Origin of the sequence: Oceanobacter sp. 1_MG-2023 (assembly GCF_030689025.1) — a bacterium.
Taxonomy (GTDB): Bacteria; Pseudomonadota; Gammaproteobacteria; order Pseudomonadales; family Oceanobacteraceae; genus Oceanobacter.
The window spans coordinates 1-1,349 of record NZ_JAUYWA010000064.1 but is presented as its reverse complement, the minus strand read 5'-3'; the positions used below and the strand labels follow the sequence as shown (position 1 = coordinate 1,349).

The window sequence follows — 1,349 nt, the reverse complement described above, 5'->3', positions numbered from 1 at the left end:
TGTAAACCCGCGCCATCGGTGGCTGTAACAATAAAGCTGTAGCTGGACTTGCTCTCATAATCCGCATCCGCCAACAACGTCACTTCGCCGGTGGCTGAGTTGATGCTGAAATACGCGGCATCGTCGCCTGAGAGCGAGAAAGTCACACCATCAGAGATATCAGCAGAGTCATCCGCAGTGGCGGTATAAATCACACTGCCGGCACCGCTGTTTTCATCGATCGCGGTAGCCGTAGCGCCAGAAGTAATGCTTGGCGCTGCTTCATCCAGGTTATTGACCGCCAGCATCACGGCTTGGTCGGTGTAGTTACCGGCCCCGTCGGTAGCGGTGACAGTAAAGCTGTAGCTGGACTTGGTCTCGTAATTGGCATCAGCCAATAACGTCACTTCGCCGGTGGCTGAATTAATGCTGAACAGCCCTGCATCCGCTCCCGAGAGGCTATAAACCGCCGTCGCATCATCCGTCGCTGCGGTGTAAATCACCGTGTTTTCACCGGAGTTTTCGTCAATGGCGGTCGCTGTTGAACCGGATGTAAATGCCGGTGCCACTTCATCCAGATCATTCACATCCAGCGTCACGGCTTGGCTATTTTGTAAACCAGCACCGTCGGTGGCTGTAACAGTAAAGCTGTAGCTGGATTTGGTCTCATAGTCCGCATCGGCCAACAAGGTAACGTCACCTGTGGCTGAGTTGATGCTGAACAGTGACGCATCTGTACCAGACAGGCTGAAACTCACGCCATCAGAAATATCTGCAGAGTCATCCGCAGTGGCGGTATAAATCACACTACCCACACCGCCGTTTTCATCGATCGCAGTGGCGATAGCGCCAGAAGTAATCGTCGGTGCGACTTCATCCAGGTTATTGACCGCCAGCGTCACGGTTTGGTCGGTGTAGTTACCGGCCCCGTCGGTAGCGGTGACAGTAAAGCTGTAGCTGGACTTGGCCTCGTAATTGGCATCAGCCAATAACGTCACTTCGCCGGTGGCTGAATTAATGCTGAATAGCCCTGCATCACCCCCTGAGAGGTTATAAACCGCCGTCGCATCATCCGTCGCTGCGGTGTAAATCACCGTGTTTTCACCGGAGTTCTCATCAATGACATCCGCCAACGTGCCGGAAGTAAATACAGGCCCCACTTCATCCAGATCATTGATCGCCAGAGTGACGGTCTGATCAGCGAAGTTACCAGCCCCATCGGTGGCGGTGACAATAAAGCTGTAACTGGACTTGGTCTCATAGTCGGCATCGGCCAACAAAGTGACTTCGCCGGTTACAGCATCGATCGAGAAGTACGCAGCATCTGCACCCGACAGACTGAAAGTGACTCCGTCAGAAATATCAGCAGT

General features: G+C 53.4%; 1 protein-coding gene. It reads right to left on the bottom strand.

The features are described 5' to 3' along the window. Nucleotides 1-1,349, bottom strand: a 1,349-nt coding sequence (locus Q8W22_RS16625; protein ID WP_305453122.1) for a cadherin repeat domain-containing protein, incomplete at both ends; no start/stop codon positions are given.